Genomic DNA, 25344 nt, shown 5'->3' on the forward strand with positions numbered 1-25344 from the left:
CGAGGAACCGGGGGTGAGAGCGCTGACGGGCGGGAGCGAAGGGCGCGCCCCGGTCCAGAACACCATCACCGGCGGGCGGTTCGGGAACGTCGTACAGGCGGCCCGCATCGATGCCCTGCACATCCATGTGCACGACCCCGAGCGGGAGTTACCCCCCTCCCGGCGGCTCCTGTACGGGCTCGCCGCGCTGCTGGCGGGCGCAGCCGCGTACGTCGCGCAACGCTACGGCCCGCTTCCCGGACTGCTCGCGCTGGCTTCCGCCGCGCTCACCGGGACAGCAGCCCTGAGCCGTACGCTCGAACGCCGCCGCTTCACCCGGCCCCGCAAGCCCGTGCCGGCGCACCGGCTCGACTGGACCACAGGCCAGCTCGCCGAAGTGCTGACCCGGCAGTACGGGCGCGAGGACCAGCTCGCGCTCTCCCCCGTGAGCACCCCGACCCCGCTGCCCGTGCGCTGGGAGGCCGCCGACCCGGCGGTGTCCGAGCACGAGGCCAATGTGCTGGGCCTGCCGGCGGGCGCCACCGAATCCGGCGAACCGCTCGACGTGACGGGGGAATTCGGAGAGATCGGGGCCTTCTTCACCGCGCTGCCCCGGCAGCGGCTCGTGGTCCTCGGCGAGCCCGGCGCGGGCAAGACCGTGCTCGCGTACCGCCTGGCGCGCACCCTGTTGGAGCACCGCGGCCCGGTGTCCGGTGCGCCCGTCCCCGTCGTGCTGCCGCTCGCCTCCTGGGACCCGGCGGACGCGCGCGGCCTGTGGCACTGGGCCGCCGAGCGGCTCTCCGCCGAGCAGCCCGCGCTGCTGCCCACCCCCGAACTCGCACTCGACCTCATCGAGTCCGGCCGACTGCTGCCCGTCCTCGACGGCTTCGACGAGCTGCCGGAACCGGTACGGGCCGACGCGCTGAGCGAGCTGCGCCGCAGCCTCGCCGCGCCCGCACGCTGCGTGCTGACGAGCCGGGTCGCCGAGTACACCCGCGCGTTACGGGACGCGGGCGGCCTTCCGCTGCCCGGCGCCGCGGCCGTACGACTGTGCCCGCTGACCGCCCAGGACCTCGCCGCGTATCTGCCGCGCACCAGCGGCCGTACCGACACCACCTGGCAGCCCGTACTGCGGCGGCTCGCGGACCCGGCGGACACCGCGCGCGAGGTGCGGGTGCTGCGCGCGGTGCTCAGCACGCCGCTGATGGTGGCGCTCGCCCGCGTCGCGTACAGCGGGACCGACGCCGACCCGGCCGAACTTCTCGGCGCCGGGCGCTTCACCATCCGCCAGGCCGTCGAACGCCACCTGTACGACGCGTTCTTCACCGCCGCCTACGGGCGCCAAGCAGAAGATGCCACCCGCTGGGCCGGTTTCCTCGCGGCCCGGCTGCGGGAGGCCGGCCGGCAGGACCTTGCCTGGTGGCGGCTGGACGAGGCGGTGCCGGGCGCCGTACGGGCGCTTGCGCTGCTGCCGGGCCCGGCGGTGGCCGCGCTGACCGTCCACCTGGCGGGGATCGGCACACCGTGGTGGGACCGGTGGGTGGCGGCGCCGCTGTGGTTGGTGCTCGGCGCCGGGCTGTGGCTGGGCTTTGCCGGGGACGCCCTCCCCGGCGGGCACCCGCGCGGGCCGCAGCGGGTGCGGTGGCCACGGCGCGCCCGGCCGGGCGGGGCGGGAGCGCACGCACCGCTCCGGCGGTGGAGCTGGTGGGCCGGGGGAACGCTGTATCTGGTCGCTCTGGCCGCGGCCCTGTGGATACTCGGCACGATCAGAGGGGAGCTGCAGACAGACGCCGCCGCACTGGCCGTCGCGGGCCTCATCTGCCTGCCGCTCACCGCCCTCCTCGTCCGCCTGCGCACCCCCGCCGATCCCGAGACCGCCCCCGAACCCGCGCGTCTCCTCCGGCTGGACCGGCGCTCCGTGCTGGCGCTCGGCGCCGTCGGCTCGGGCATCGCCAAGAGCCTCGACGCGAACGCCGACTTCGCCAGGCCGCGCCCCTACGTGGGCTGGGTGCTCGTGGTGACGCTCGGCCTCTGGCAGCTCTCCGGCGGGCGGGACGTGGTCACCGCCCGGACGTGGGCCGTGGTCCTGGCGGGCGCCGCGGTGGCGTCCTACCTGCACGACTTCGCGCTCTCCGCGTGGGGCCGCTTCACACTCGCCCGGGTCTGGTGCACCTGTCACGGCCAACTGCCGTGGCGGCTCATGGACTTCCTCCGCGACGCACACCGCAGGGGCGTGCTGCGCCAGGCGGGCGGCGTGTACCGCTTCCGGCACATCGAGCTGCGCAACCGGCTCGCGGCACACGCACCATCACGCGCCCGCTCCCCCCGCGTGCCCAGGGCGCTGCGCACGCGCGTGCCCGCGAACGTGCGGAAACTCGGGTCAGCACTTGCAGGCGCCCTCGCCACCATCTGCGCCCCGCTGTTCCTGGCCGCGTCCGTCTACGGCACACCGAAGGCCGAGCCCGCCCCGTTTCCGCACGGCCCCCGACCGCCCGCCTGCTCCGTGCTGAGCGCGCACGACCGGGAGGCGCTGATGGACCGCCCGCTGGCGGTGCAGGACGGCCACACCAAGTGCGTCGCGGCGGAGCAGTCGCCGTTCCGCCCCGCCGTCGAGGTCCAGATCCGGCTGTCCGCCGATACGGCGACGGCGAGCGGCAGCGGCGTGGAGGCGGCACGCGACGACTTCCGGGAGAGGGCGGGCTTCGAGCGGCGGAACCCCCACTCATCCGTCCTGCGCGGCCCCGCCCTGGCCGACCAGCAACTGCGCGTGCTCGGCACGACCTTCCCCAGCGACGGGGTGCCGCGGATGCGGCAGGCCCGCTACTACGCCCGGGACGGCAACCTGCGCGCCTACGTCTTCTACGCCGAGGAGTACGCGTCAGCGCGGCGCGTCTCCGCCGTCGCCGAATCGCTGCTCCGCAAGGCTCTGGACCGGCCCAGCGCGCGGGACCTCGCCTCGATCCCGCGCACGCGCGTGCCCGAGCGCACCCGCTTGGCCGGTTACGCGCGCGAGGAACGGTCGCTGCACGGTGCGGTGTGGCAGGGCGACGAGCCCTCACGGATCCTGACCTTCGACTACGTGAGCGTCCCCCTCCGCGCTCCCCGCCAGCTGGAGTGCGACACCGAATACCGCGACGAGGACGACGCGGTCGAGTCGACGGAAGCCCTCGACCTGTCCGCCTACGTCTGCAAGCCCCCCGAAGACGGTCTCCCCGCACGCCCGGCCCCCCGCGTCCGCATCGACCTCGCCGAATTGGAGTGCGGCGGCCGGTGCCGGCAGCGGGAGACCCGCGTCTTCGAGCGGACCCGCCCGGGTGCGGAACCAGTGCGCTGGCTGCGGCCCGACGGAACGAAGGACGCGCGGTACGCGGTACGCAAAGGTGCCGAGTCGTACGAGATGCACCTGTTGCGCGAGTACCGGGTCGCCCCCTTCGACCGGCGCCGGCTATGGCTCCGCGTCCGCGTGGCCCCCGAGCACGCCACGCTGGCCCAGAAGATCGTCAACAGCGCGTACACCCAGGCCGGCGGCGGGCGGTGAGCCGAACGGCACGTTCCACGCCGTCAGAGGTCCTGCACGGCCGTCTCCAGCAGGCAGAACTCGTTGCCCTCCGGATCGGCCAGCACCGTCCAGGACACGTCCGCGGACTGGCCGACGTCCACCCGGACAGCACCCAGCTCCAGCAGCCGGCGCAGCTCCTGCTCCGTCGTACTGCCGTTGGCGCGCAGGTCCAGATGGAGGCGGTTCTTCAGCGTCTTGCGCTCCGGGACGGGCAGGACGTCGATGCCCGGCTGTGCCGGGTCGGGCGGGCCGATCTCGATGCCGCCCTCTTCCTCGTCTCTGACCTGCCACTCCAGCACCCGGCACCAGAAGTCCGCCACGGTCCGCGGATCCACGGCGTCAATGCTCAGCGCAGCGATACGGCTCGTCATGGCCGGACCATAGCCAGGAATGTCTCCGCCGTACGGGATGCTGAACCGCATGGAGGTGTTCGCACGTTGACGCTCCCCTCCCTGAAAGGAGGGTTCTCACGGCTCGCGCTGTGAGGCTTCCTGTTTCGTCGCCGACTGCCCGCCCGGAGTGCTCCGTTGAGGTCTTACACCAGCTCCGCAGGCTGTCACCGCCCGTCCGGCGGCCAGCAAATTCTTCGCTGCGTTCACGTCCCGGTCGTGGATCGTGCCGCAGCGGCACCTCCAGGTACGGACGTGCAGCGGCAGCCTATGTAGGAGGGCGCCACAGGCCGAGCACAACTTGGAGGAGGGGAACCAGCGGTCGACCGCGATCACCTCGCGCCCGTACCACTGCGCCTTGTACTCCAGCAGGCTCCGGAATTCAGACCACGCGGCATCGGATATGGCGCGGGCGAGTGTGCCGCTCTTCAGCATGTTCCGAACAGTCAAATCCTCGATCACGATCGTTTGGTTCTCACGAACGAGCCGAGTTGTGATCTTGTTTAGATGATCCTGGCGCCGGTCGGCGATGCGGGCATGGATGCGGGCTACCTTACGCCTGGCCTTGGCCCGGTTCGCCGAACCCTTTGCCTTGCGGAAGAGGGATCGCTGAGCTTTGACGAGCCTGGCCCTGTCGCGGCGCTCGGGCCGGGGGTTGGTGATCTTCTCACCCGTCGAGAGAGTCAGAAGGTTCTCCAGGCCGGCGTCGACCCCGACAGCTCTCCCGGAGGCAGGGAGCGGCTTGACGGACGGGTCCTCGCACAGCATCGAGACGAACCACCGTCCAGCCGCATCTCGCGAGACTGTCACTGTGGATGGCTTCGCCCCTTCAGGGAGGGGCCGGGACCACACGATGTCCAGAGGCTCGGACATCTTTGCCAGCGTGAGCTCCCCGTCCTGAAGGCGGAACGCGGAGGATGTGTACTCGGCACTAGCACGCGACTTCTTCCGCGATTTGAAGCGAGGGTATTGGGCCCGCCTGGCGTAGAAGTTGGTGAACGCCGCCTGCAGGTGCCGAAGGCACTGCTGGAGCGGCACGGAGGAGACCTCGTTGAGGAAGGCGAGTTCTTCGGTTTTCTTCCACGCCGTCAGCATGCTGGAGGTGGCGTTGTAGTTCACCCGCTCGGCCCGCAGCGTCCACGCCTCCGTACGCGCCGCAAGAGCCATGTTGTAGACCTTCCGCACGCAACCGAAGGTGCGCGACAGCTCCGCTGCCTGCGCATCTGTCGGATAGAAGCGGTACTTGAACGCCCGCTTCACATGCGTGGCCACCATTCCTCACAAGTTACCATGCCAGCTTGTGAGCCTATGCGGGCAGTCATTCGTGACCGACGAATCGTCCGGCCGCGATTCATCTCTCCTGCCTTGCTTCGCAGAGGCTTCGTTTTCTCTCCGGCTGAAGCCGGTGGTACCAACGAAGGAGCGCCGATGACCGACAGCCCCGACGGCCCCGGCACAACGGCCTACCGCATCGAGCGCGACTCGATGGGTGAGGTGCGGGTCCCCGCGCACGCCAAGTGGCGGGCGCAGACACAGCGGGCCGTGGAGAACTTCCCCATCAGCGGGCAGCGGCTGGAGCGGGCGCACATCGAGGCGCTGGCCCGGATCAAGGCGGCGGCAGCCGTGGTCAACGCCCGGCTCGGGGTGCTCGACCAGGAGCGGGCCGATGCCGTGCGGGCGGCGGCCGAGGAGGTCGCCGAGGGACGGTGGGACGACCACTTCCCGGTGGACGTCTTCCAGACCGGCTCGGGCACCTCGTCCAACATGAACATGAACGAGGTGCTGGCGACCCTGGCCACCGAACGGCTGACCGCCTCAGGTGCGGAAGCCTCTTCCGTACACCCGAACGACCACGTGAACGCCAGCCAGTCGTCCAACGACGTCTTCCCCTCCTCCATCCACATCGCCGCGACGGCCGCCGTGACCGCCGATCTGATCCCGGCACTGGAGCGGCTGACCTCCTCGCTGGAGGGCAAGGCGCGCGAGTTCGCCGATGTGGTGAAGTCGGGGCGTACGCATCTGATGGACGCCACGCCGGTGACACTCGGCCAGGAGTTCGGGGGCTACGCGACCCAGATGCGGTACGGCGTCGAACGGCTGGGGGCCACACTGCCCCGGCTGGCCGAACTGCCGCTGGGCGGTACGGCCGTGGGCACCGGCATCAACACCCCGCCCGGTTTCGCCGCCGCCGTCATCGAGGAGGTGGCCCGCTCCACGGGCCTCCCGCTGACCGAGGCCCGCGACCATTTCGAGGCGCAGGGCGCCCGGGACGCGCTGGTGGAGACCTCCGGGCAGCTGCGGACCGTCGCCGTGGGCCTCACCAAGATCTCCAACGACCTGCGCTGGATGGCCTCCGGGCCGCGCACGGGGCTTGCCGAGATCGCGCTTCCCGATCTCCAGCCGGGCTCCTCGATCATGCCGGGCAAGGTCAACCCCGTCGTGCCGGAGGCGGTGCTGATGGTCGCAGCGCAGGTCACGGGGAACGACGCGACGGTGGCGGCGGCCGGCGCCGCGGGCAACTTCGAGCTGAACGTGATGCTGCCCGTCATCGCCAAGAACCTGCTGGAGTCGGTACGGCTGCTGGCCAACGCGGCGCGGCTGCTGGCCGACCGCACCGTCGACGGCATCACCGCGAACGTGGAACGCGCGCGGGAGTTCGCGGAGTCCTCCCCCTCTGTCGTCACTCCGCTCAACAAGTACATCGGCTACGAGAACGCGGCCGCCGTCGCCAAGAAGGCCATGGCAGAGCAGCTCACCATCCGCGAGGCCGTACTGGCCTCCGGCTATATCGAGCGGGGAGAGCTGACTGTGCAGCAGCTGGACGAGGCGCTGGACGTGCTACGGATGACCCGCCCCTGACGCCCCGTAACCCTCCGTCGGCCCGTCGTGCGCCCCGCTGCGGCGCAGCTCACGGCGGGCCGGTGGGCAGGACACCTAAGATCTCGTCATGACAGCGGAACAAGCGGCGCCCCCGCAGCGCTGGCCCACAGGCGCCCAGATCCTGTGGCGCTACCGCGCCAACGGTGCCGAGCACCCCCACATCTGCCGACCCGTCACCGTCGTACGCGATACGGAGGAGCTGCTGGCGGTCTGGATGGCGCCCGGCACGCTGTGTGTCAGGCCCGAACTCGCCGACGGCACGCCTGTGCACCACGAGCCACTGGCCACCCGCTACACCAAGCCGCGCAGGGCCGCCTTCTGCCGCTGGTCCGGTGCGGGCGTGCTGAAGCTGGCACGGCCGCAGGAGCCGTGGTCGGTCTGGCTGTTCTGGGAGAACGGCTGGCGGTTCAAGAATTTCTACGTGAATCTGGAGGAGCCCCGGCTGCGCTGGCCGGGCGGGGTGGACTCCGAGGACCACTTCCTGGACCTCGCGGTGAGCCCGGACGGCCGCTGGGAGTGGCTTGACGAGGACGAGTTCGCCGCGGCCCAGCGCGCCGGACTGCTGGGGGAGGCGCAGGCCGGGCGGATCCGTGAGGCGGGGCAGCGGGCCGTCGAGGCGGTGCAGTCCTGGGGCGCTCCGTTCGCGGACGGCTGGGAGCGGTGGCGGCCCGATCCGGCGTGGCCGGTGCCGGAGCTGCCGGAGGACTGGGACAGACCGCCGTTCAACGCGTGTCTGCACCGACCTCCCGATGCCCCTTGATACGCCCCCATACTGCAAACGTAGGATCAACATCCGTAATCGTACGCTGCACAACTCCCCTCACCCCCCGGGGACTTGACCGGCAGCCAGGAAGGAGCCCAGCCGTGAGCAGCTCTGCGGGTTTTGGGGCTAGCGGGAGATCCGGGGCAGATTCCGGGGCATATGACGGATTTGACCGTACGACCATTGACAGATCGGGCCAGTCCGAGGCGTTCGACGCCATCGGGGACCGTTACGACGAGGCGTTCCCCCACAAAGAGGGCCAGATCGTCGGCGCGGCCTGGCTGGCGGAACAACTGCCGCCCGGCTCCCGGGTGCTGGACGTGGGTTGCGGCACCGGGCTGCCGACGGCCCGCCAGCTCACCGACGCCGGGCACAAGGTCGTCGGCATCGACCTGTCCTCCTCGATGCTGAAACTGTGCCGCGACAACGTCCCGGAGAGCGAGTGCCGCAAACTGGACGTGGCCGACCTGGAGTCGTCGGGTCTGGGCCCGTTCGACGGGGCAGTCGCCTTCTTCTCGCTGCTGATGCTGCCCAGGCCGGAGATCCCGTTCGCACTGCGGGCCCTGTACGGGCAGCTGCGCGGCGAAGGACCACTCGTTCTGGGGATGGTGGAGGCGGACGTGAACGATTTCTCCATCCCGTTCCTGGGCAACACGATCCGGGTATCCGGCTATCTGCGGGACGAATTGCGCGGGGTGGTCCAGGACGCGGGATTCGATGTCGTAGGAGAGGACGCACGCGCGTACGCTCCTGCGAGCACGGATGTACCTCCCGAGATTCAGCTCTTCTTGCAGTGCCGACGACGCCCATAGACCGCGAGCACCCAGCGCAGGGCGTGCGCCGACGCGCAGCCCCGGATGGATGGAAACCGAACGCGTGACGGAGCACGAGAAACCTGCGGCGAGCAGCACCACCGAACCGACGCACCCCACACCGTCGGCCAACGCCCGCCCCGGCGGTACCGAGGGACAGCCGGCCGCGCGCGGCCGCGACGGCACCCCACCGCGGCCGCGACCGCATCCCCCGCAGCCCGGCGAGCCCGCCGAGTCGCCCGCCGCCGGACCGGCCACCGTCGGCGACGCCGGCAGCGAGCTGTCCGAGCGGGAGCGCCGGGGCGGGGACCGGCTGCGGTTCGTCGGCGCGGCGACACGCCGCATCGCCCGCGGTGTCGACCTGGACGAGACGGTGCTGGGTCTGTGCCGCGCCAGTGTGCCCGCCTACTCGGACGCGATCCTCGTCTATCTGCGCGATCCGCTGCCGGTCGGCGACGAGCGGCCCACCGGCCCCTTCGTCCTGCGGCTGCGGCGCAGCGACCGGATCCCCGAGGACCCGCTGGCCGCCCAGGCGTTGCAGGCCGCACAGGCACAGGCGGCGGTGTCCGGCGCCCGGACGGCGGACGGCACCGGGCATCCGGCGGAGACCGTCGGGTTCCCGGGACACGTGGCCGCGGAGGCTGCCGGCCTCTCCCTGGGGATGGCCGCGGGCATGGCGGCCGGCTCGGCGGGCACGGCAGCGGCCCAGCTCGCCGAGGTGCGCCCGGGCGGCCCGCTGGCGGAGGTGCTGCGCGGGGTGCGGCCGGTCTTCGCGGACTCCCCCGCGGCCAGCGCCGCGCTGCCCGAACTCCTCGGCCCGGAACGCGAGGTGCCTGCCGGGCACCGCGCCATTCTCGCGCCGCTGCGCGGACGGCGCCGGGTGATCGGCGCCGCGGTCTTCCTGCGCCGCCCGGACCGGCCCGCCTTCGAGCCGGACGACCTGCTCATCGCGGCGCAACTGGCCACCCATACGGCACTCGGCGTGGACAAGGCGGTGCTCTACGGCCGCGAGGCGTACATCGCCGACGAGCTCCAGCGCACCATGCTGCCCGACGAACTCCCACAGCCCACCGGCGTAACGCTTGCCAGCCGCTATCTGCCGGCCGCCGAGACGGCACGGGTGGGCGGCGACTGGTACGACGCCATCCCGCTGCCCGGCTCACGGGTGGCGCTGGTCGTCGGCGACGTGATGGGCCACTCGATGACCTCCGCCGCGATCATGGGTCAGCTGCGGACGACGGCACAGACGCTGGCGGGGCTCGACCTGCCGCCCCAGGAGGTGCTGCACCACCTGGACGAGCAGGCCCAGCGGCTCGGCAGCGACCGCATGGCCACCTGCCTGTATGCCGTCTACGACCCGGTGGCGCACCGCATCGTCGTCGCCAACGCGGGCCATCCGCCACCGGTCATGCTGCACCGCAGCGGGCGGGCCGAGGTGCTGCGGATACCGGCCGGTGCGCCGATCGGGGTGGGCGGCGTCGACTTCGAGGCCGTCGAACTGGATGCACCCGCGGGCGCCACGCTGCTGCTGTACACCGACGGGCTGGTCGAGTCGCGGCAGCGTGACGTATGGACCGGCATCGAGCATCTGCGCGAGAAGCTGGCCGCCACCGCGCGGCTCACCCGGCCCGGCGCCTCGGCCCCGCTGGAGCCGCTGTGCGACGAGGTGCTGGACATTCTCGGACCCGGCGACCGGGACGACGACATCGCCCTGCTGGCCGCCCGGTTCGACGGGATCGCGCCCAGCGATGTGGCGTACTGGTTCCTGGACCCGCGCGCCCAGACCGCGCGGCAGGCCCGTCGGCTGGCCCGAAGAGCGTTGACCCGCTGGGGTCTGGACGAGCTGTCCGACGCGGTCGAACTGCTGGTGAGCGAGATCGTCACCAACGCCGTGCGGTACGCCGAACGCCCCATCACCTTGCGGCTGCTGCGCACCGACATGCTGCGCTGCGAGGTGGGCGACGACGTGCCACAGCTGCCCCGGTTGCGGCAAGCCCGCGCCACCGATGAGGGTGGGCGCGGGCTGTATCTGGTCAACCGCCTGGCCCGGCGGTGGGGAGCCACCCGGCTCTCCACGGGCAAGGTCGTCTGGTTCGAACTCCCGGTCCCGGAACCGGAACCGGAGTTGTGACCCTTGCTCTGCGCTTGGGCAGTCTGCGCCAGGGCGCAGACCTCCCAAGCGCAACTGCGTAGCCGCGAAGCGCAGCGTCAGGCGCTGAGCTGGGCCTCGGCGTCGAGGGTGGTGGCGACCGCCTGGACAACGGAGGCGATCTTGAACGCCTCCTGAATCGTCTCGCGGTCGACGCCCGCCTTGCGCAGCACCTGCTCGTGCGAGTCGAGGCACTGCCCGCAGCCGTTGATCGCGGAGACGGCGAGCGACCACAGCTCGAAGTCCGTCTTCTCGACACCGGGGTTGCCGATGACGTTCATCCGCAGCCCGGCACGCAGCGTGCCGTACTCCGGGTCCGACAGCAGGTGCCGGGTGCGGTAGAAGACGTTGTTCATCGCCATGACGGCGGCAGCCGACTTCGCGGCGGTGTACGCCTCGTCGCTCAGGTTCTCCTTGGCCTCGGGCTCCAGCGCGCGCAGCACGATCCCGGAGCGGGACGCGATCGCGCAGGCCAGAACCGTGCCCCAGAGCTGCTGCTTGGGCAGGTCCGAATTGCCTATGACGGAGCCGAGGTTCAGCTTGAGGTCCTTCGCGTAGTCCGGAAGGGCCGACTTCAGGTCATCGAGAGCCATGCTGCTCACTCACCAGCCAGCAGCTTGACCGGGTCGAGGGTCTCCTCGCCCTGGGTCCAGTTGCAGGGGCACAGCTCGTCGGTCTGCAGCGCGTCGAGGACCCGCAGGACCTCCTTGGGGTTACGGCCGACGGAGCCGGCGGTCACCATCGTGAACTGGATCTCGTTGTTCTGGTCCACGATGAAGACGGCACGCTGCGCGAAGCCGTCCTCGCCCTCGATGCCGAGCGCGCGCATCAGCTCGTGCTTGGAGTCGGCCATCATCGGGAAGGGCAGATCGGTCAGGTCCGGGTGGTCCTTGCGCCAGGCGTGGTGCACGAACTCCGAGTCACCGGAGAAACCGAGGATCTGCGCGTCGCGGTCGGCGAACTCCTCGTTCAGCTTGCCGAACGCGGAGATCTCCGTCGGACAGACGAAGGTGAAGTCCTTGGGCCAAGCAAAGACGACCTTCCACTTGCCCTCGTAGGTCTTGTGGTTGATCGCCTCGAACTCCTTGCCCTTCTCCAGAGAGACGCAGGCGGTCAGCTCGAACTCAGGGAACTTGTCACCGACAGTGAGCACGTACACACTCCTTGCACTTGCGGCCAGGATGCCCGTATTGCATGCATTCCTGGAGGTTGGTCACCACCACCTAACCACATGCGATATTGATCGCGGAAATAGCCCGCAGCGAGTCGTTTGATCGGCCGGAGTTATCAGCCGACGGCCCGAGGGCCGGACAGGCGCCGGGCCCGGACCGACAAACGGTCCGGGCCACCTGCGGGGTCGGCTCTTACTTCTCTCCCTGGTCCTGCTCGTCACCCTCGACTTCAGGGGTGACCGTGGTCTTGCCGAACCTGCCGAGCAGCTTCGTGACGATGTCACCTGCCTCGACGGACTTGTCCAGCTGCGACGTCCGCACGCCGATGGAGTCCTCTACGTTGGTGTAGCCGAGGTCCCCAGGACCGCTTTCGCGGAAGTTCTGGTAGTTGATGGACGCTCCGAGGTTGACGCCGCTGTCAGCCAGGACAGCCGGCGCGGAGAGACCACCGAGAGCGACAGTGAGACCAACCACGACCGCGGCGCGTGCGCATGTCTTCATTGTTGACTCCTCCTCGTACATGTCGAGTTCGTCCGGTTCTGTACGACAATGGAACTTATTGACACTTGAGAGATTCTTTACGCGTTATATGACGGGGATTCACCTATCAGGCGGCAGTGGTCGTTGACGTCCAACCCAGCCCGATGACGCCTGATTCCTCACCTGACCTGCGAAGAGCCACCGCCGGGCCGGATGACTCCGCGCCACACACGCGCCGCCGCCGCCTCGCGGAGCTTGATCGTGTCAATAGCTACAGTTGGTGGGGTTGATTGGAGTGAGTTATCAGTGACCGCCACCACTGTCCCCGTACAGCCGACGCGGGCAGCGCGTGCCCGCCGGCCCAGCCTGTCGCAGCTGCGCGCCTTCGCCGCCGTCGCCGAGCATCTGCACTTCCGGGAGGCCGCCGCGGCGCTCGGCATGAGCCAGCCCGCGCTGTCCGGCGCGGTCGCGGCTCTGGAGGAGACGCTGGGGGTGCAGCTGCTGGAGAGAACCACCCGAAAGGTGCTGCTCTCCCCAGCCGGTGAACGTATGGCCGCCCGTACAAGGGCCGTACTGCACGCCGTGGGCGAGCTGATGGAGGAGGCGGAGGCCGCGCAGGCGCCGTTCACCGGGGTGCTGCGGCTGGGGGTGATCCCTACGGTGGCGCCGTATCTGCTGCCCACCGTGCTCGGTCTCGTCCACCAGCGCTACCCGGCGCTGGATCTCCAGGTGCACGAGGAACAGACCGCCTCGCTGTTGGAGGGGCTGGGGCAGGGGCGGCTGGATCTGCTGCTGTGCGCGGTACCCCTCGGCGCTTCGTGGGTGCGTGAGGTGCCGCTGTTCGACGAGGACTTCGTGCTGGTCACCCCGGACGGTCACCCGGCCGCCGGGCGCTCGGACCTGCCGCGCTCCATGCTGCGCGAACTGGATCTGCTGCTGCTGGACGAGGGGCACTGCCTGCGCGACCAGGCGCTCGACATCTGCCGCGAGGCGGGCCGCACCGAATCTGCCAGCGTGACGACCAGCGCCGCGGGCCTCTCGACGCTGGTGCAACTGGTGGCCGGGGGCATGGGTGTGACGCTGCTGCCGCGTACGGCGGTGCGCGTGGAGGCGGGGCGCAACGAGTCCCTGCGTACGGCACACTTCGCCGATCCCGCGCCGGCGCGGCGGATCGCGCTGGCGATGCGGGAGGGCGCCGCGCGCGAGGAGGAGTTCCGTGCCTTCGGCGACGCGCTGCGGGCCGCGATGCGGTCGCTGCCCGTACGGCCCGTGCTGCCGTAGGAGTGGGCGACGCTGCCTCCCCCGAGGACTTCGTGCGGGTCCGTCTTGCAGGCCGGGTCACTCGGCACCGGGGCGGCGCGGCCGTGGCGCCGGCGGCCCTCAGTCCTCGCGGGGAGGGCGGCCTCTGCGCGGATGCGGGCGGGTCTCCTTGGGGAGGCGGCCCGCCTGCTTGAGGGCCTGCCGCAGCAGATAGTCGATCTGCGCGTTGGTGGACCGCAGTTCGTCGGCCGCCCAGCGGGCGAGCGCGTCGTGCATGGCAGGGTCGAGCCGCAGCAGCACCTGCTTGCGCTGCTGCGGCTTCCCCTTGCCCTCGCCGTCGGCCGTCACTGGTAGAGCGACCCCGTGTTCAGTACGGGCTGCGGGGAGCGGTCGCCGCACAGCACGACCAGCAGATTGCTGACCATACTGGCCCTGCGCTCCTCGTCCAGCTCCACGAAGTCCTGCGCGGTGATCCGGGCCAGCGCGTCCTCGACCATGCCGCAGGCGCCCTCCACGATCTGCTTGCGGGCCGCGACAACGGCGCCCGCCTGCTGCCGCTGGAGCATGGCGGAGGCGATCTCGGGCGCGTAGGCGAGGTGGGTGAAGCGGGACTCGACCACCGACACCCCGGCGGCGCGCACCCGGGCCGTCAGCTCGGCGGCCAGCTTCTCCGTGATCTCCTCGGCGTTGCCGCGCAGCGAGAGGCCCGCCTCGTCGTGTGCGTCGTACGGGTACTCGATAGCGATATGGCGGACTGCGGCCTCGGTCTGGGTGGAGACGAACTCCACATAGTCGTCGACCGAGAACGTGGCCTGGGCGGTGTCCCGCACCTGCCAGACGACGACCGCGGCGAGCTCGATCGGGTTGCCGTAGGCGTCGTTGACCTTGAGGACCGCCGTCTCGTGGTTGCGGACCCGGGTGGAGATCTTGGTGCGGCTGGTCAGCGGGTTGACCCAGCGCAGGCCGTCCGCACGGATGGTGCCGGTGTAGCGGCCGAAGAGCTGGACGACGCGGGCCTCCCCCGGCGCCACCATGTTCAGCCCCGCCATGCCGAAGACGGAGGCGATCACCAGCACGATGCCGAGGACGATCAGCACACCGCCGCCGGCTCCGCTGCCGTCCGAGGCGAGACCGCCGCCCACGATCACGGCGCCGACGCCGAGCAGGAAGCCGATCAGCCCCAGCAGCAGGGCGAGCCCGCCCGGAATGCTGTGCGCTGCGGTCTCCTTCACTTCCGGCGTGGGCATTTCAGGTGCGTCGGTCGGCTGGTCAAGGCTCATCGCGATCCCCCCGTTCGGTCGTACGGTCAGGCGGGCACCCGCTCGCGGGTGCCCGTCCCTATCAATGTGCTAGCACTTTAACGCCCGAGTGCGGATCCCGCCAGCGGGTGGCGCAGTTACTCCGTACGCAGCCCCTCCGGCCGCACCAGGCGCCACAGCGGCGGCAGGCTCAACAGCGTCACCACCGCGATCAGTCCGGCGCCCACTCCGGCGGTCGGCAGGAAGACCAGCCAGTCCTCGACGGGGCTGCCGATCAGCCGCAGCAGCGCCCAGCCCAGCCCCAGCCCGATGGCGGAGGCCAGCGCGAGCCCCAAGAACACGGGCACCGCTGCCTGCCACAACACCGAGGCCCCCAATGTCGAGCGCCGGGTGCCGAACGCCACCAGCACCGCCAACTGGCTTCTGCGCTCCCTCAGTTGCTCCAGCATGGAGACGAGCATGCTGGCGCCGATCAGCAGCAGCACGGCGGCCGAGGCCGCGAAGATGCCGCGCCGCACACTGTCGAAATGCCCGGAGATCTTCTTCGTGTCCTCCCCCGACACCGAGAGGGCCGGATCGACGTGGAACGCCGTGGTACGTACGTGTTCGAGCGCCTCGGGGTCGGCGGGATCGAGTTCCGCCCGGCCCATGTAGTCCGGTTCGTCCAGCCGGGACCACGGAATGGCGGAGGGAGTGGCCAGCACGCCCGTGGCTCTCCACCCACCGGCGAACTTCTTGCCTCGTACCACCTGGGCCGAGGCGGGGACGGTCCACGTCTCTCCTTGGGACTTCCCGGCCTCCACAGCGAAGTCGAGCGCGCCGCCGGGCTCGGGGGTCTTTTCGTACTCGTCAGTGCCGTCGCTCGGCACCAGGAACACCTGCCCGTCACGGCAGGACCTGAGCGAGGCCAACTTTCGCAGCATGGAGCAGCTGCCGACGACCACCGGGGTGCCCACCTCGCCCCCGGTGCCCTTGAGGTATGACTCCGACTCCAGGTAACCGATCGACGTCCGCACGCCGTTGGTCCGGTCCAGCTTCCGCGTGAGGGCCTGGACCTGGCCCGGGGTGCGGACCGGGCCCGAGAGGGAGACCCAGGACCCATCCGGGTCGTGCCGGGCCGAGGTGGTCGCCTCGGCAGTCATCCCGCCGAAGAGCATCTGGAGCGCGATGGCGCCGGCCACCGCAATGGTGACGCCGCTCACCGCACGCGTGGCCGTACCGCTGCTGAGCTGGAGCCGCCGGACAGCGAGCTGCCAGGAGACGGGACCGCCGCGCAGCCGCGTCACGATCCGCTCCACGAGCCAGGGCAGCAGGAGCGTCACCCCGCTCAGCAGCAGCACGATGCCCGCGACCAATTGGACCTCGTTGACGTGCGGCTCATCCCCCGTGACAGCTCCGGCCATCGGGACCAGCAGCAGCGCGCCCAGGGCGGGAGGGACCAGCCGCCACCACAAGCGGCGAGGGTGCGGCAGCGCCTGCCGCACCACCCCGAGCGGCTCGATGATCAGGCCCCGCATGCTCACCAGGCAGAAGGCGACGGATACGGCAGGCACCCCGAGCACGATCAGCGCACCGATGAGCGGGCTGGGTACGACGTCCTCGGGGAAGACGCTCAGCTGGAACAGCGAGACCTCGCCCAGAATGTTCCGTCCGAGTGCGAAGAACCCCGCTCCCAGCACCAGCCCGAGCGCCGCTCCCACCAGGGACTCCCCGGCGGCCATTCGCCGCGCCATCGCCCCGTCGGCCCCGATCAGCCGCAGCGCGGCCAGCCGCCGGTCCCGCTGCTCGCCTCCGAACCGGGTGGCCGTGGCCACGAAGACGGCGATCGGCATGACCAGAACCGCGCAGGCCACCACCACTATGAGCAGCAGGACGGGCCCCAGCGGCCCCTCGTCCGCGCCACCGCCGAAGTCCGCGTAGCGCAGCGCGCCTTGGTCGGCGGAGAGCTCGTCCGAGCCCTGGTAGAAGTAGAGCTCGTCGGGGGCCACCAGGCCGTCGTCCCCGATGGTGCCGACGATGCGGCCGTCGAGCCGGTTGCGCAGCTCCTTGCCCTCGGTCGAGCCCAGCAGCTTCTTCAGCTCCGGCGAGACGAGCAGCTCACCGGGACCGGGGAGCTGCACGACACCCGCCGGTCTGACCGGGTCGTCCCCCTCGGCCTGGATCACACTGCCGTGCACGTCCTGGCCGTGATAGCTGGTACCGGCGCTCTGGGACAGCACGGTGCGGTCGCTGCGCGGAGGGTTGTCCTCAGCCATCGCCGGGAGACCCTCGCCCCGGTTCGCCAGGCGGACCTCGTTCTGGTGGATCATGCTCGGGACGGACGCCGCCAGCAGCAGTACGGCCACCCCGAGGCCGACACCGACGGCGGTCAGCAGCGTACGCGTCCAGCCCTCCCGGCCACCCGAGGCGGCGAACCGGGCGCCCATCGCCAGGTCCCGGCCCCAGGCGACTCCCCGGCCTGCGCGCCGCCCGGTCACAGGACGCCTGCCGGTGCGCTCATGTCCCGCGCCCGGCCGTCGCGGACGACGATCTCGCGGTCCGAGTAGGCGGCCACCCGGGGCTCGTGGGTGACCAGCACCACCGCAGCCCGCGTGTCGCGCGCCGCTTCGGTCAGCAGCTGCATCACGCGCTCGCCGTTGAGGGAGTCGAGAGCGCCCGTCGGCTCGTCGGCGAAGATCACCCGAGGCGCGGCGGTCAATGCGCGGGCCACGGCGACCCGCTGACCCTGTCCGCCGGAGATCTGACCGGGCCGGTGGTGCTCTATGTCGTCGACCTCCAGCCGCGCCAGCCACTCGGCGGCACGCCCCTCCGCCTGCTTGCGGTTCGCACCCGCCAGACGCAGCGGCAGTGCCGCGTTCTCCAGACAGGTCAGCTCCGGCACCAACTGACCGAACTGGAAGACGAACCCGAAATCGCCGCGCCTCAGGGCGCTGCGTTCCGCGTCCGAGAGGGCGGACAACTCCCGGCCCGCATATGTGACCCGCCCCTCGTCGGGCGGCACGATTCCGGCCAGGCAGTGCAGCAGCGTGGACTTGCCGGAGCCCGAGGGGCCCATCACGGCGACGATCTCACCGGCGCTGACCGAGAAGTCCGCCCCGTCGAGCGCGGTCGTCCCGCCGTAGGTCTTGCGCAGCCCGGCGGCGGTCAGCAGAGGGCCGCCCGGTTCGGGGCCGGTCTGCCCGGCGGCAGCGGGCGATGCGGCCGGAGAAGGGGCGGAGGTCATGCGCACACCTCCGAGGCCAGCTTGTCGAGCCGGGCGGCAGCCGTCTCCAGCCACCGCAGATCCGCCTCCAGGTGGAAGAGGGCGTGGTCGCAGATGAGCTGGTCGGCGAGGTCGCCGTCGGCCTTGCGGCGCGTCAGTTCCCGCATCAGCCGCAGGTGTTCCGAGCGCTGGACGTCCAGCAACGCGACGCCGTCCCGCCCGGTCAGCAGGGTGAGCACCAGCTTGGTGTAGAGCGTGCTGTGCAGATAGGGCTCCGGCTTCTCGGGCGTGGTCAGCCAGGTCGCCACATCGGTGATTCCGGCGTCGGTGATCGCGTACCGCTTGCGCTCGGGTCCTGCCCCCGGCTCTATCCCCTCGACCTCGACGAGCCCGTTTTTCAGCAGCCTCGACATGGTCGAGTAGACCTGCCCGTAGTGCAGCGGCCTGTCCTGCCCGAACTTCTCGTCGAAGGTCCGTTTCAGGTCGTATCCGTGGCGGGGCCCGGTCTCCAGGAGGCCGAGCAAGGTGTGACTGATCGACATACCGAGGAACAGTACACGAGGTGTATACATCGCGTGTATAGCTGGCCGAAAAAAGCGGGAGCCGTCCGCCCGGCGTTCCGGGAAGGGGGTGCCCCTGCTCGACGCGCGCGGGCTGCGGGTGAGTCGTGGCCGGGCGCGCCCACGCGGCGGAGCCGCACATGAGCACAGCCCCGCGCCCCTTCGGGGCGCCGCCGGGCTCTAGTGGACCGTCTTGCCTTCCGGTACCTGGAAGCAGGCGGAGGCGAGGGAGAACATGATTCCGGATTCCTCGCCCTTGGCGGGGGTGTGGCCCTCGGGGACCAGTTCCAGGGTGATGCGTACGGTGAACTTCTTCTCGCGGGAGTCGGCCTGGAGGTAGGGGGTCTTGTAGGCGTCCGATTCCCTGCCCCGGCCGGTGATCTTCCAGCCGTTGCCGGGCAGGGCGTCCTTGAGCCGTTCCCACGCCTTGGTCAAGGACTTGTCGGAGCGGCCGTAGATCGACCAGGTGTGACGGACCTTGTAGTACCTGTCGTCGTCCATGTCCCCGCATACGTCGAGGATCGGGCCCGGCGGGGTGACCTTTCCCTTGAGCCGCATCAGGTCGTAGAGCTGGCTGGAGAGCTTGCCCGCGTCCTCCAGGGAGCGGCGGGTCTCCCGGACCTCGGGCGTGTAGCCGAGGTCGTCGGAGTCTGACATCGAGCATCCCGTCATCAGAATCAGTGCCGTGGCCGCCGCCACCAGCACGCGTGCGCCGAGGATCTCAGTCCTCAAGGTCGACCCGCCCGCCGCGGCCCGTGACCACGTACGCCTGGTTCCTGAGCCCCTCCGAGCCCTCCCACCAGTAGCCGCCGTGGTCGCCGTCGTGAGTCGTCATCCGGTTCGCCCCGAAATCCTTGTCGCTGGGAACGGCCGCGTCGCTGCCACCACCGTGCGTGAAACGGCCCAGTTCGGGAACGAGGTTGTCATTCCCGGCCTTCTCGTTCCACACATGGCCCCGTGGCGCGTCCAGATCGTCGGCGTGGCCCAGACCCACGCCGGGGCTGCCGGCGAAGATGATGTCGTCGGCGCCCAGGTCACCGGTCTTGGAGGCGAAGCCGACGAGGTTGCTGCCGTAGCTGTGCCCGATCACCGTGGTGTGGCTCGCGCCGGGCCCGCCCTGTGTGGTCTCCAGGCCGTCCAGGAAGCGGTTCAGGTCAGGGGCGCCGCGCTCGGCCGCGTCGTCGTTCGAGGCGTTGATCATGCCGGACGGCGAGTCGTAGCCGAACCAGTTGATCGTGGACACCGTGGGATTGCCCGGCTGGGCCGAGGTGGCCTGCCACAGGTTGTCCGAGGCGATCTGCGACTTGTTGATGCCGCCGAGCGTGGTGTTCATCCCCGGCACCATCACCGCGGTGTGGTCGGCCTTGTCCGGGTTTCCGTTGGCAATGATGGCGCGACCGTTGTTCTCCGGGTCGAAGCCCAGCAGATAGGCGGGCGGAAGGCCCTTCTGGCCGGGGTTGTCCTTGTTGGGCCCGTAGTTGTCGAAGCCGGCCGTCCCGGTGTCGTCGAAGCGCGTCTGGATCCGTTTCATCCCGTTGAGCGCGCTCTTCAGGTGCTCTTGGCGGTCGTGCCACTGCTGCCACTTCGCCTTGTCGTCGGAGTCAGGGATCGAACCCGCCTTGCCCGCCGTGATGTAGCGGACCTTCGGCTCGGGCGGGTAGTTGTCCAGCTCCAGCTGGTACTGGGCGCGTTTCTCGTTGAAGACCGCGCGGTTCGCCTCGTCGCGGGCCTCGGCCGGTATGCCGTCGAGCTTGCCGACACTGGCGGGGTACAGCGAGATGTAGTCGGCGCGCTGCTCCTCGTTCAGCGACTTCCACCAGGCCGCGTTCTGCTTCGGGGTGCGGTCCTTGGGCACCGGGTCCAAGTAGTCGTCGGCGGCCTTGCCGACGGCCGAGCGGTCCTTGCGTGAGTCCGCCCAGTCGTCCGCGGTCACCTTCAGGGTGGCGGTGGTGATCAGCCGGCGGAGCGTCTGCGCGTACTCGTGATCGACCCGCCCCGCCTCCCGCAGGGCGTCCCCGATGCGATCGGCGAAGCCATGCGCCTTGCTCTGCTCGGGGCTCAGCATCTCAGGGGTGAAGGGGACGGTGGTCTGGCCCGGCTGCACTTTTCCGCCGCCGGGCAGCAGGGGGCCCTGGTCCTTGATGGTGTAGTGGACCGAGCCGTCGCCGCCGACGGACATCCCCACCGCCTCGGCGTCCGCGACCGCCTCCGTCAGCTTCCGCTTGGCGGCGCGCAGTTCACCGGCGAGCCCGTTGAGCGCCGTACGCACCAGTCCGCACTGCACTTGCGCGTAGTGGAAGCTCTCGGCGAGCTTCTTCAGCCGCGTGGACGCCGCCGTCGCGCCCTGGCCCTTAAGACCCGCGCGCAGCTTGGGATTGACGGCGTCGTTGAGCCGGTCCTTGGCCTCCTCCGCGCAGCTGCTCGCCTTGTGCCAGCCGTCTGCGGCCTGCTCGAACTGCTCCGGGTCGAGGTCTTTGAGCTGCTGGTAGGTCAGCATGGCCGGGTCACCAGCTTCCGCCGGGCCCGCCGGGCGGCGGGGTGGGCTTGGCCTCGTACTTCCCGAACTGGTCCTTGATCTCCTCGTCCTTGCCGGACAGGGTCGTGCCCGCCTTCTCCAGCTTGCCCGAGACCTCGTCGCACTCGTCCCGTACCAGGGTGAGCCGCGCCAGCCAGGAGTCGAAGACCCGCACCTGCATGGCGGAGCTCTCCAGCCCGTCGACGCCGTCGTCGAAGCGACCGGCGCCCTTTTGTCCGGTACGCATCTCGCCCAGCGCGCGGGAGACGTTGCTCCGCAGGGACTCCAGGGAACTCGAGGCGGTGGTCCAGGGGTTCTTGGCGTTCTTCAGGTCCGGTTCGCCGCCGCCCTCACCCCCGCCGTTGCCGCCCCCACCGGCTTTTTCGTTCGCACTCGCCAGGTTCATCCTCGTGCCTGCGCCGTTGGCTTCGTCGAGCAGCCGCTGCCAGCTCTCGGACACCGCCCCGTTCGTCATGCCCCCGCCCCGTTTCCTCGGCTTGTCAGCCCTTTTGAGTCGGCAAATTTAGCAAAGGAAATCGGGCTCGCGCGGGGCTTCCGTCAAGCTTTCACGAACATGTATCCGAACCCGGACACATCGCTGCCCCGGAGTCGCTCACCGGTCTCCTTCGGGGCAGTTGACGTCGTTGTCGCGCGGGCCCGATGCAGCGAGCAACCCCCTCGCCACTGGCTGCGTCAGCCAACGGGGCCGTCGAAACGGACGGTCGGCATCGTGTGCGGACATCGAGCGGGAAAGTGGGCGATGGAACAGGCAGCGGACGACCGGCTCACAACAGAACCGCACGCGGAGCCGCTCGACGACATCGAGCCGCTCCCCGCAACCGCCCCGTCCCACCCCGCCGAGCCCTCCCGCCCCGCCGAGCTGCCCCGCCCCGCCGAACCGCCGCGCCGTATCCAGCCACCGGACCCCGCCCGGCCGCCGAGCAGCACGCTGCTGCTGCGCCGCGCACTCCGTTGGGCGCTCGGCCTCGTACGACGCTTCGTCCGGCAGCCGTACTGGGAGGCGCCCAACTCCGCCTACGTCGTACGCCGCTGGCCCGGACTGACGGCGATGTGCTGCGCGACGCTGTTCTTCTGGCTCTCGCTGACGCCCTCGCTGGTGCCCCGGCCCTGGCTGCTGCAGGGGGTGATCGGCGGGATAACGGCCGCCATCGGGTACGCGATAGGCGGGCTCGCCGAATGGCTGACCCAGCTCGTGCTCGGACGGCTGTGGCTCCTCCGAGGACCTCGTCCAGGGGGCGCCCCCAACCGCCGCCGTGTCCTCCGCCGACTGCCGGCACGGCCGGGACCGCATTGGCGGGCGTACGCCTGGCTGGCGTACTACGCGCTCAGCACCCTTCTCACCATTGCCGCGCTCTCCTGGAGCGCCGACGCACAGCGGGAACTGCGCCGGCTCCAGGAGATGCCGGAAACCCTCACCTGGCACTCGATGATGATCGCCCTGCTGGCCATGGCGATCTGTTCCGCGCTGGTGGCCATCGGCCGCGCCGTACGGCTCGGCACCCGCGCCCTGATCCGGCTGCTGGGCCGCTTCGTGCCGCGCCCGCTGGCCATCGGCGTAGGACTGCTGGTCAGCGCCACCGTCGTGGTCTTCGGCACTCGGGACGTCGTCTTCGACCGCGGCATCATCGATGTCGCCGCACGGCTGGCGGAGAAGACCGACCAGAGCACCAAGGACGGCATCCTCCGGCCCGCCTCACCGCTCGTCTCGGGCAGCTCCGCCTCGCTGGTGCGCTGGGACGAGCTGGGCTACGAGGGGCGGAACTTCACCGGCTCGTCCCTCACGCCCCGCCAGATCAGCACCGTCACCGGCAAGCGTGCCGTGCAGCCGATCCGGGTCTACATCGGCCAGGAGTCGGCGCCCACCTTCACCACCCGCGCCGAGCTGGCAGTACGGGAGCTGGAGCGTACCGGCGCGTTCGACCGGGACGTGCTGGCCGTCGCGGGCACGACAGGGCGGGGCTGGGTCAACTCCACGGACGCCGAACCGCTGGAGTACATCCACGGCGGGAACACCGCGATCGTCGCCGTGCAGTACTCCTACCTGCCCAGCTGGGCCTCGTTCATGGTGGACAAGGAGCAGGCGGGCCGCGCCACCCGGGCGCTGGTCGAGGCGGTACGTGCCCGCTGGCTTCGGACACCGGCCGCCGAGCGGCCGAAACTCGTCGTCTTCGGCGAGTCCCTCGGCGCCTACGGGATCGAAGCCTCCTTCGACGGCCCCGACGACATGCTGGCCAAGGTGGACGGCGCGCTGCTGGCCGGGGCGCCGAACTTCTCCCCCATCCGCCGGCAGCTGACCGCACACCGCGACCCGGGCAGCCCGGTCTGGCGGCCCGAGTACGACAGGGGGCGCCACTTCCGCTTCGCCCAGTGGCCGAAGAAGGACCTGGTCCGGCCGGGCCCGGCGTCCGCATGGCAGGCGCCGCGCGTCGTCTATCTCCAGAACGCCTCGGACGCCATCGTGTGGTGGTCACCGGATCTCGCCCTCGACCCGCCCCGCTGGCTGCGCGAGCCGCTGGGGCCGGACATCACCGACGAGGTCAACTGGTTCCCGCTGGTCACCTTCTGGCAGACGACGGTGGACATGGCCGTCTCCTACGGCGTCGGTGCCCCGCACGGCCACCGCTACGGCAACGGCTCCGTGGAGGGCTGGGCAGCCGTCGCTCCCGCCGAGGGCTGGACGAAGACCGACACGGAGCAGCTGAGACGGTTCATGGACCAGCGGGAGGCCCCCTACTGAGAGGGCGGAAGCAGCGGCCCTACGACTGGTTGCCGTTGCCTTCGGGGAGCTGCGGTTGGTCCGGGCCGGGCGCGGGGCCCTCTGCAGTGGCACCCGCCTGCTGCGGGGCGGCCTCCCGGAGTCTGCGGAGGGTCTGTTCCTGGGCGTAGCCGCGCAGGTAGCCGACGACCGTGTTGGTGACGGCGACCAGGGGCACCGAAACCACCGCGCCGGGGATGCCCGCGATCAGGCTGCCGCCCGTCACACCGAGGACGACGGCGAGCGGATGGACACGCACCAGGCGGCCGAGGATGAACGGCTGGAGGATGTGGCTCTCGATCTGCTGGACGGCCAGTACGACGGCCAGCGCGAGCAGCGCCGTGAAGATGCCGTCTGTCACCAGAGCGACGACGACGGCGAGCGCGCCGGAGATCACGGCACCGACGATCGGGATGAAGGCGAACAGGAAGATGAAGACGGCGAGCGGCACGGCCATCGGGACCTTGAGGACGTACAGCCCGACGCCGATGAAGACCGCGTCGATCAGCGCGACTATCACCGTGCCGCGTACATAGCCGGTCAGCGTTGCCCAGGCTCGCGGGCCCGCGCCCGCGACGCCCTCCCGCGCCGCCGAGGGGACGAACTTGAGCGTCCACTCCCAGATGCGGCGGCCGTCGTAGAGCAGGAAGAGGGTGCAGAACATCGTCAGCAGTGCGCCCGAGAGGAATTCGAGGATGACGGTGACGCCCTCGATGCCCGCCGAGGTCAGTTCCTTGCTGTTGTCGCCGATCCAGTCGCTCAGATTCTGGGCGATGTTGTTGATCTGGGCCTCGGAGACATGGAACGGACCGTTCAGCGCCCAGCTCTTCAGCTCCTGGATACCGTCCTGCACCTTGTCGGTGAGGGTGTCCAGGTTCTCCATCACCTGCCACACCACGAACCAGCCGACCAGGCCCATGATGACGAAGCCACCGATGAAGGTGATGGCGGTGGCCAGCCCGCGCCCCAGGCCGATCCGGCGCAGCCGCGCGACGGTGGGCTGGAGCAGCGCGGTGATCAGCAGACCGGCGGAGAAGGCGATGATCAGCAGGCTCACCGTGCTGACGACCTTCATCAGCACCCAGATGACGCCGGCGAGCACCAGCAGCCGCCAGCCGGCCTCGGCAGCGACCCGCATCCCCCACGGCACGGCGGCGGACGGCTCCGGTTTGGCCGCTATGGCGGGCGCGTACTGCGGGGGCGGCGGCACATAGCCGCTCTCGCTCCCGGCACCGCCCGCCTCCGCCTCGGCCTCGGCCTGCGCACGGCCCGCCTCGTTGTTGGAGAGTTCGGGATCGACGCCGTCGTCCCTGCGGCGGGCGGCATCGGAGCTGCGCTCCGCTTCGGCACGCCGCTCGGCGGCCTTCGCGGCCCAGCGGCCCGCAGCCGCTCTGAGCCTGTCCATGCCTCTCGTCATTCCGCTTCCTCCGCCCCCGGGCCAGTGGCTTCGCCGTGTGAGGGACGACGTTACCCGGGCCGATGGTTGCTTCCCGAACCGGGAAGCTCGCGGACGGGCTCCGTGCGGAGACATCGGATACCGCAGCGCACCGCGTTCGGGTGCCCGTGTCCGGACATAAGGGATGCCCCCT

21 protein-coding genes are annotated in these 25344 nt (G+C 70.6%); 7 read left to right on the plus strand and 14 right to left on the minus strand.

The window, feature by feature from the left end; translation table 11 throughout:
* Positions 1 to 13: 13 nt before the first annotated feature.
* On the plus strand, positions 14 to 3517 hold the full coding sequence (locus ACTWP9_RS00870; protein ID WP_443243961.1) for an NACHT domain-containing protein: 3504 nt from the start codon (positions 14 to 16) through the stop codon (positions 3515 to 3517).
* Positions 3518 to 3540: 23 nt separating this feature from the next.
* Here ACTWP9_RS00870 and ACTWP9_RS00875 read toward each other — a convergent pair whose 3' ends face one another.
* Positions 3541 to 3909 carry a VOC family protein gene (locus ACTWP9_RS00875; RefSeq protein WP_443243962.1) on the minus strand — a complete coding sequence of 123 codons (369 nt, stop codon included), beginning with the start codon at positions 3907 to 3909 and terminating at the stop codon, positions 3541 to 3543.
* A gap of 96 nt (positions 3910 to 4005) precedes the next feature.
* Positions 4006 to 5202 (minus strand): RNA-guided endonuclease InsQ/TnpB family protein, encoded by a 1197-nt coding sequence (locus tag ACTWP9_RS00880; protein WP_443243963.1) that lies wholly within the window; start codon positions 5200 to 5202, stop codon positions 4006 to 4008.
* A 153-nt stretch (positions 5203 to 5355) separates the two neighbouring features.
* Between ACTWP9_RS00880 and ACTWP9_RS00885 the strand changes: the two genes are divergently transcribed.
* The 4 genes from ACTWP9_RS00885 to ACTWP9_RS00900 all read left to right on the plus strand — a co-directional run bounded on the left by ACTWP9_RS00885 (position 5356) and on the right by ACTWP9_RS00900 (position 10513).
* A complete protein-coding gene (locus ACTWP9_RS00885) occupies positions 5356 to 6786 on the plus strand; it encodes a class II fumarate hydratase (protein ID WP_443243964.1) in 1431 nt (476 codons plus the stop codon).
* An 88-nt stretch (positions 6787 to 6874) separates the two neighbouring features.
* On the plus strand, positions 6875 to 7567 hold the full coding sequence (gene fomD, locus ACTWP9_RS00890; protein ID WP_443243965.1) for a cytidylyl-2-hydroxypropylphosphonate hydrolase: 693 nt from the start codon (positions 6875 to 6877) through the stop codon (positions 7565 to 7567).
* A gap of 104 nt (positions 7568 to 7671) precedes the next feature.
* On the plus strand, positions 7672 to 8382 hold the full coding sequence (locus tag ACTWP9_RS00895) for a class I SAM-dependent methyltransferase (RefSeq protein WP_443243966.1): 711 nt from the start codon (positions 7672 to 7674) through the stop codon (positions 8380 to 8382).
* A gap of 49 nt (positions 8383 to 8431) precedes the next feature.
* Positions 8432 to 10513 (plus strand): SpoIIE family protein phosphatase, encoded by a 2082-nt coding sequence (locus tag ACTWP9_RS00900; protein ID WP_443243967.1) that lies wholly within the window; start codon positions 8432 to 8434, stop codon positions 10511 to 10513.
* Between the two features lie 77 nt (positions 10514 to 10590).
* On the opposite strand, the gene ACTWP9_RS00905 is transcribed toward ACTWP9_RS00900, so the two are convergent.
* The 3 genes from ACTWP9_RS00905 to ACTWP9_RS00915 form a co-directional block, all read right to left on the minus strand.
* On the minus strand, positions 10591 to 11124 hold the full coding sequence (locus ACTWP9_RS00905; protein ID WP_443243968.1) for an alkyl hydroperoxide reductase: 534 nt from the start codon (positions 11122 to 11124) through the stop codon (positions 10591 to 10593).
* A gap of 5 nt (positions 11125 to 11129) precedes the next feature.
* Positions 11130 to 11684 (minus strand): peroxiredoxin, encoded by a 555-nt coding sequence (locus tag ACTWP9_RS00910; protein WP_443243969.1) that lies wholly within the window; start codon positions 11682 to 11684, stop codon positions 11130 to 11132.
* Positions 11685 to 11895: 211 nt separating this feature from the next.
* A complete protein-coding gene (locus tag ACTWP9_RS00915; protein ID WP_443243970.1) occupies positions 11896 to 12204 on the minus strand; it encodes a hypothetical protein in 309 nt (102 codons plus the stop codon).
* Positions 12205 to 12489: 285 nt separating this feature from the next.
* On the opposite strand from ACTWP9_RS00915, the gene ACTWP9_RS00920 reads away from it, so the two are divergent.
* Complete coding sequence (locus ACTWP9_RS00920; protein WP_443243971.1) at positions 12490 to 13464, plus strand: LysR substrate-binding domain-containing protein; 975 nt, start codon at positions 12490 to 12492, stop codon at positions 13462 to 13464.
* 99 nt (positions 13465 to 13563) lie between these two features.
* On the opposite strand, the gene ACTWP9_RS00925 is transcribed toward ACTWP9_RS00920, so the two are convergent.
* The 8 genes from ACTWP9_RS00925 to ACTWP9_RS00960 all read right to left on the minus strand — a co-directional run bounded on the left by ACTWP9_RS00925 (position 13564) and on the right by ACTWP9_RS00960 (position 21454).
* Complete coding sequence (locus ACTWP9_RS00925) at positions 13564 to 13791, minus strand: hypothetical protein (RefSeq protein WP_443243972.1); 228 nt, start codon at positions 13789 to 13791, stop codon at positions 13564 to 13566.
* Complete coding sequence (locus ACTWP9_RS00930; RefSeq protein WP_443243973.1) at positions 13788 to 14723, minus strand: SPFH domain-containing protein; 936 nt, start codon at positions 14721 to 14723, stop codon at positions 13788 to 13790. The genes ACTWP9_RS00925 and ACTWP9_RS00930 overlap by 4 nt, the downstream gene beginning before the upstream one ends.
* A gap of 116 nt (positions 14724 to 14839) precedes the next feature.
* Positions 14840 to 17179 (minus strand): FtsX-like permease family protein, encoded by a 2340-nt coding sequence (locus ACTWP9_RS00935; RefSeq protein ID WP_443243974.1) that lies wholly within the window; start codon positions 17177 to 17179, stop codon positions 14840 to 14842.
* On the minus strand, positions 17176 to 17925 hold the full coding sequence (locus tag ACTWP9_RS00940; protein ID WP_443243975.1) for an ABC transporter ATP-binding protein: 750 nt from the start codon (positions 17923 to 17925) through the stop codon (positions 17176 to 17178). The genes ACTWP9_RS00935 and ACTWP9_RS00940 overlap by 4 nt, the downstream gene beginning before the upstream one ends.
* Positions 17922 to 18446, minus strand: a complete 525-nt coding sequence (locus ACTWP9_RS00945) for a PadR family transcriptional regulator (RefSeq protein WP_443243976.1) — start codon at positions 18444 to 18446, stop codon at positions 17922 to 17924. Before ACTWP9_RS00945 ends, ACTWP9_RS00940 begins: the two co-directional genes overlap by 4 nt.
* A gap of 198 nt (positions 18447 to 18644) precedes the next feature.
* Positions 18645 to 19121, minus strand: coding sequence for a hypothetical protein (locus tag ACTWP9_RS00950; protein WP_443243977.1), 477 nt, complete (start codon positions 19119 to 19121; stop codon positions 18645 to 18647).
* Between the two features lie 64 nt (positions 19122 to 19185).
* A complete protein-coding gene (locus ACTWP9_RS00955) occupies positions 19186 to 20961 on the minus strand; it encodes an alpha/beta hydrolase (RefSeq protein WP_443243978.1) in 1776 nt (591 codons plus the stop codon).
* 7 nt (positions 20962 to 20968) lie between these two features.
* Positions 20969 to 21454 (minus strand): hypothetical protein, encoded by a 486-nt coding sequence (locus ACTWP9_RS00960; RefSeq protein ID WP_443243979.1) that lies wholly within the window; start codon positions 21452 to 21454, stop codon positions 20969 to 20971.
* Positions 21455 to 21739: 285 nt separating this feature from the next.
* Between ACTWP9_RS00960 and ACTWP9_RS00965 the strand changes: the two genes are divergently transcribed.
* The gene (locus ACTWP9_RS00965; RefSeq protein WP_443243980.1) at positions 21740 to 23737 is read left to right on the plus strand and encodes an alpha/beta-hydrolase family protein; all 1998 of its coding nucleotides are present in this window, start codon (positions 21740 to 21742) and stop codon (positions 23735 to 23737) included.
* A 19-nt stretch (positions 23738 to 23756) separates the two neighbouring features.
* Here the strand turns inward: ACTWP9_RS00965 and ACTWP9_RS00970 are convergent, their stop codons facing one another.
* The gene (locus tag ACTWP9_RS00970) at positions 23757 to 25172 is read right to left on the minus strand and encodes an AI-2E family transporter (protein ID WP_443243981.1); all 1416 of its coding nucleotides are present in this window, start codon (positions 25170 to 25172) and stop codon (positions 23757 to 23759) included.
* Between the last annotated feature and the right edge of the window lie 172 nt (positions 25173 to 25344).

The sequence above is a fragment of the Streptomyces sp. 3N207 genome, from assembly GCF_052246355.1.
Taxonomy (GTDB): Bacteria; Actinomycetota; Actinomycetes; order Streptomycetales; family Streptomycetaceae; genus Streptomyces.

Coding starts and splice junctions, on each gene's coding strand:
- ACTWP9_RS00875 (WP_443243962.1), bottom strand. CDS start 3,909: ATGACGAGCCGTATCGCTGCGCTGAGCATTGACGCCGTGGATCCGCGG.
- ACTWP9_RS00880 (WP_443243963.1), bottom strand. CDS start 5,202: ATGGTGGCCACGCATGTGAAGCGGGCGTTCAAGTACCGCTTCTATCCG.
- ACTWP9_RS00885 (WP_443243964.1), top strand. CDS start 5,356: ATGACCGACAGCCCCGACGGCCCCGGCACAACGGCCTACCGCATCGAG.
- fomD (WP_443243965.1), top strand. CDS start 6,875: ATGACAGCGGAACAAGCGGCGCCCCCGCAGCGCTGGCCCACAGGCGCC.
- ACTWP9_RS00900 (WP_443243967.1), top strand. CDS start 8,432: ATGGAAACCGAACGCGTGACGGAGCACGAGAAACCTGCGGCGAGCAGC.
- ACTWP9_RS00905 (WP_443243968.1), bottom strand. CDS start 11,124: ATGGCTCTCGATGACCTGAAGTCGGCCCTTCCGGACTACGCGAAGGAC.
- ACTWP9_RS00915 (WP_443243970.1), bottom strand. CDS start 12,204: ATGAAGACATGCGCACGCGCCGCGGTCGTGGTTGGTCTCACTGTCGCT.
- ACTWP9_RS00930 (WP_443243973.1), bottom strand. CDS start 14,723: ATGAGCCTTGACCAGCCGACCGACGCACCTGAAATGCCCACGCCGGAA.
- ACTWP9_RS00940 (WP_443243975.1), bottom strand. CDS start 17,925: ATGACCTCCGCCCCTTCTCCGGCCGCATCGCCCGCTGCCGCCGGGCAG.
- ACTWP9_RS00945 (WP_443243976.1), bottom strand. CDS start 18,446: ATGTCGATCAGTCACACCTTGCTCGGCCTCCTGGAGACCGGGCCCCGC.
- ACTWP9_RS00950 (WP_443243977.1), bottom strand. CDS start 19,121: ATGTCAGACTCCGACGACCTCGGCTACACGCCCGAGGTCCGGGAGACC.
- ACTWP9_RS00955 (WP_443243978.1), bottom strand. CDS start 20,961: ATGCTGACCTACCAGCAGCTCAAAGACCTCGACCCGGAGCAGTTCGAG.
- ACTWP9_RS00960 (WP_443243979.1), bottom strand. CDS start 21,454: ATGACGAACGGGGCGGTGTCCGAGAGCTGGCAGCGGCTGCTCGACGAA.
- ACTWP9_RS00965 (WP_443243980.1), top strand. CDS start 21,740: ATGGAACAGGCAGCGGACGACCGGCTCACAACAGAACCGCACGCGGAG.
- ACTWP9_RS00970 (WP_443243981.1), bottom strand. CDS start 25,172: ATGACGAGAGGCATGGACAGGCTCAGAGCGGCTGCGGGCCGCTGGGCC.